This is a genomic window from Brasilonema sp. UFV-L1, assembly GCF_012912105.1.
Lineage (GTDB): Bacteria > Cyanobacteriota > Cyanobacteriia > Cyanobacteriales > Nostocaceae > Brasilonema.
In genome coordinates, this window is sequence record NZ_QMEA01000107.1 from 22,266 (window position 1) to 26,481 (window position 4,216).

The 4,216-nt window shown below is 44.7% G+C and carries 4 protein-coding genes; 2 read left to right on the forward strand and 2 right to left on the reverse strand.

Annotation, left to right across the window (positions count from 1 at the left end; translation table 11 throughout):
* A partial coding sequence (locus DP117_RS24970; protein ID WP_169220931.1) for a CHAT domain-containing protein occupies positions 1–905 on the forward strand: 905 nt, incomplete at its 5' end.
* Between the two features lie 194 nt (positions 906–1,099).
* Positions 1,100–2,071: a trypsin-like serine protease gene (locus tag DP117_RS24975; protein ID WP_169220932.1), complete on the forward strand. Its 972-nt coding sequence runs from the start codon at positions 1,100–1,102 to the stop codon at positions 2,069–2,071.
* A gap of 30 nt (positions 2,072–2,101) precedes the next feature.
* On the opposite strand, the gene DP117_RS24980 is transcribed toward DP117_RS24975, so the two are convergent.
* Together DP117_RS24980 and DP117_RS24985 are read right to left on the reverse strand one after the other, a co-directional pair.
* Positions 2,102–3,097, reverse strand: coding sequence for a folate-binding protein YgfZ (locus DP117_RS24980; RefSeq protein WP_169220933.1), 996 nt, complete (start codon positions 3,095–3,097; stop codon positions 2,102–2,104).
* Positions 3,098–3,099: 2 nt separating this feature from the next.
* Entirely contained in the window at positions 3,100–4,179 is a 1,080-nt protein-coding gene (locus DP117_RS24985; RefSeq protein ID WP_169220935.1) for a WD40 repeat domain-containing protein, read from the reverse strand.
* Between the last annotated feature and the right edge of the window lie 37 nt (positions 4,180–4,216).

The following is a 4,216-nucleotide window of genomic DNA, read 5'->3' on the forward strand; positions in this document are numbered from 1 at the left end:
ATTTTAGCGCAGCGAAAAGCGAGGGTGAGGTTTTGAGCCAGATGTGCATACACGGTAGCCCTGCTAGGGGAGAAGCCAAATACCAACCACTAATGATAAACCATGAAATTGTCAATTTACCCTCAGCCTCAACGATCGCCATCCAACGCCAAAAACTTGCCAATCGCCAACCCGCACCCAAAGCCATAGCCATTCTCGCCGACCCGGTATACAGTGCTACCGACACACGAGTGACAGGTAAACCGGAAAATACTCAACTCGGTTCCGAACTCGAAATTGAACGCTCTGCCCTTAACCGTTCCGCCAAAAGCCTGAAACGCAATGGTTGGAACAGGTTAGGCAACACAGAAATAGAGGCAAAAGGAATTTTAAAACTGATACCACCAGCAACTAGCCTGCAAGCATTGAACTTTGATGCCAATTACGACTGGGCAACCAGCAGCACCCTCAATCAATTCCGTCTTCTGCATTTTGCCACTCACGGGTTTGTCAATCAAGAACAACCAGAGTTATCCGGGATTGTACTGTCATTGGTTGATAAAAAAGGCAAGCCAATCAGAGGACACTTACGCTTGGGAGATTTGTTTAACCAAGACTACCCAGCAGAGTTAATCGTCTTGAGTGCCTGCGAAACCGGACTTGGTAAAAATGTCAACGGTGAAGGTTTAGTGGGGTTGACACGCGGCTTAATGTATGCAGGTGCAGCGCGGGTTATGCTGTCCCTGTGGCAGATTGACGACGAAGGCACATCAGTACTGATGCAGGAATTTTACAAAGAAATGTTGCAGCAAAAGAAAACCCCACCATCCGCGTTACGTGCAGCCCAAAGAAAGTTATGGGAAAACCCAAAATGGCGTAGCCCCTATTACTGGGCAGGTTTCACCGTACAAGGAGAGTGGCGTTAGATACCTCACCCCAGCCCTCTCCTTATAAAGGAGAGGGAGAAAAGCTCTCTAAACCTTTTGGTTAAAAACGACATGGAGAAAGGCAAGTCTCTCTAAACCCTCTCCTTAATAAGGAGAGGGTGCCGTAGGCGGGTGAGGTTTCTTCGCTTGAAACAGACGATATACAAAAACTATCAAACCAACACAAAATACCCATGAAAAACAAACTCCAGAGCAAACAATCAATTGCATTATTTATCGCAGTCACTTTCAGCGCAATTACCTTAAATATTTGGGTGAATGCAAACGCCCAAACCACCACAGCAAAACCAACTCCACCCAAATATACCAAATTGCAAGATGTCAAGAACTTCAGTATCAAAGGAAACGGTAAAGCCTTTCAACCCAATAATTTGCAACAGACGAATAAACCAGATAAAGCTGATGATCAAGAATTTCAACGCAGGGCAATCATTGGTTGGGATGACCGAGTTCCTATGTTAAGCCGACAATATCCTTGGTCGGCAATTGGTAGAATACAAGGGCTTACCACCGAAGGCAAGGACTATCATTGCACAGGTACATTAATTAGTGAAGATGTCGTTTTAACTAATGCACACTGCGTTATTGACCCCGAAACACGCCAATTTAGTCAAAAAATCTTGTTTTCACCAAATGTTATCAATCGCAAAATGAAAGATGAATCAGATATCGCTCAAGTTCAAAATGTCATTTATGGCACTGATTTCACTGGAACTAAATTAGAAAATCAAACTAACGACTGGGCACTTTTGATACTCAATAAACCTATCGGCTTAAAATACGGTTACATAGGTTGGAAATCTTTACCTTCATCAACTCTCACCAAAAACCGCAATAAATATATTTTCGTTGGTTATTCTGGTGATTTCCCTAACACAGACAAAGAAAACTATCGATTTTTTACCGCAGGTAAGGGATGGACAGCCAGCGTGCAACGGAATTGCAGCATTGTGGGTGAAGAAAGCAATGTGTTGTTACACGACTGTGATGCCACTGGTGGTTCTTCCGGGGGAGCAATTATTGGTGTCATAGGTAATCAACCTTGTATCGTCGCCCTTAATAATGCAGAAATTAAAACTCGTGATGGAAGAGGGATAATCAACTTGGGTGTGAAGATTGATTTCTTAGAGGGTGTTTATAGATAAAAAATAAACACCCTCTGATAAAAGAACTGATCACAATTGTGGGTAGTCCTGAGAAACAAACGGGATTTCTACGACTTCGCCCTCAACTTCTCCGACATGAACTTTCAAACCAGCACCACCAGCCTTACTACGGATGTAGCCAAGCCCAAAGTGACCATCAAGGGTTTTTGTGTAACTAGTTAGTTTGCCAACTTTCTCATCCCCAATGGTAATCACACTTCCTGGCTCAGCGGAACCACTGAGGTTAATCCCCCAAAGGTGCTGTTTGACACCTTTATAGGTGTTTAACCGAGCGATGGTTTCTTGTCCTATATAACATCCCTTATTGAAGGAAATTGTCTGCCATAAGCCTGCTTCCAGAGGATTGTATTCCTCGGTCAGTTCATGGTCTGGAGCCGGACGACCTTGTAATATTTGCAACATTTTCCAAGTGCGATCGCCTATTGGAACTGCTTTAGCTTCTAGAATTTGATTCCAAACTTCTTCTTTAGCTGAAGCTGGCAAAATTAGAGTATATCCAGGAGAAGCTAAGCCACTACCAACAGCGATAAAACCCTGACTCACTGAAGGGATAGAAATGTGAGTTCCATAGGGTTGACCAATAATTGACTCAGCGCCCAGCTTTTCGACAACAGTATCACTTTCTGGTCCAATGAGGCCCAAAGTTGCAGTTTCCTCGCTCACATCTGTCAATTGCACTTTATCAGCAAAGAAGATGTACCGGTCTAGCCATTGCATGAGAAACTCGCGACGGTTTGGCGAAACCAGCAACAACACGTTATCTTCTAGGATATATGCTGTTACCAAGTCAAGAGTGCGGGCGGTAGAATTGACAAAAACTGTATCACAGCCTTGTCCTGGCTTGAGGCTTTGGATATCGTTTGTGCTTTGATTGTGTAAGAAGCGGAGGCGATCGCCATCAGAAACTTTGATCCGTCCCCAAAACGAGCGATCGCATATTGCAACAGAGTTTTGTACCGCTTGGATACCCGCGGCGTCGTTATTGTCAATGGCAGATATAGACATAGTTATTTTCTTCCAAAACCTTGACCCCGCGTCGTCTTTGACCAAACGAACAATTCACCATTTTCACCACCTGCAGCAAGTTGTTGACCATTGGGATGCCAAGCAAGACTTGAAAACCCAGATGAAACGCCTGTAAGAATTTGAGAGACTTCTGTTGCTTTTTTCCACAAACAAATCCAGCCATCAGCAGCAGCGGAAGCAAGCAGGAAGCTTTTCGGTGCAAAGGCTATTGCTTGGATGATATTAACATGATTCGTTAAGACTCTTGCTTCCCAACCTAAGGAATCATCAGCTTGCTTTTCCCACACGACTATACCATCAACACTGGAACAAGCGACCAGAGGGGCACCTTGTTGGGTTGTTGGTTCTGACCATGCTATTTGGCGAATTTTCCCAGGAAAACCTCGCATGACCCAAGGTTCTGCTGTGCCATCAGAAGATAAGAAATGAGATTCTACAACAGTGATGGTACGGTCCATATTACCAGAGGCAAGGTATTTCCCGTCCGGCGACCAAGCTATTGCTAAACTGGCAGAAGGTATATCGAGGATATACGGTTCATCATCCCAGTTTTGGCAGTCCCATACCTTGGCTCCCAGGTAACCACCAATTGCTAGATACTCTCCATCGTAACGCCAATCAATACCAAAGACTGATGAGTTATCAAAATTCAAAGTGGCGACACTCTCGCGAGTGTCAGCATTCCACACTTGAACATAAGGCCCTAAGCTAAAAGCGAGCAGATTGTTGGTAGGACTCCATGCCAGTTTATCAACCCAAGCGGGAGCATTTTCCAAAGTGGCGATTAATTCACTTTCTCGCCAGATTTTCACCTTTCCATCCTGTCCACCAACGGCTAAAAATTGCCCATCTTTAGAGAAGGCGACACAGTTTACTGATTCACCTTTTGGAGTCTGTAAAGTTGTCAGTTCACCATCTTGCAACAGTACGACTTCACCAGCTGCAGAAGTTGCTGCTAGGGTTGTACCTTTTGGAGACCAGGCGATCGCTGTCACATAATCGCAAAGTGTCCCTGAGTATTGCTCTTCAAATTCCTTGGAGTTGAGGGTTGAGGGGTTCATGGTTTGTAGAGGAGTGGGGGGAGTGGGGGGAGTTGGG

Bases quoted from the DNA above. Each gene is read 5' to 3' on its own strand.
- DP117_RS24975 (WP_169220932.1), top strand. From the start codon at position 1,100: ATGAAAAACAAACTCCAGAGCAAACAATCAATTGCATTATTTATCGCA.
- DP117_RS24980 (WP_169220933.1), bottom strand. From the start codon at position 3,097: ATGTCTATATCTGCCATTGACAATAACGACGCCGCGGGTATCCAAGCG.
- DP117_RS24985 (WP_169220935.1), bottom strand. From the start codon at position 4,179: ATGAACCCCTCAACCCTCAACTCCAAGGAATTTGAAGAGCAATACTCA.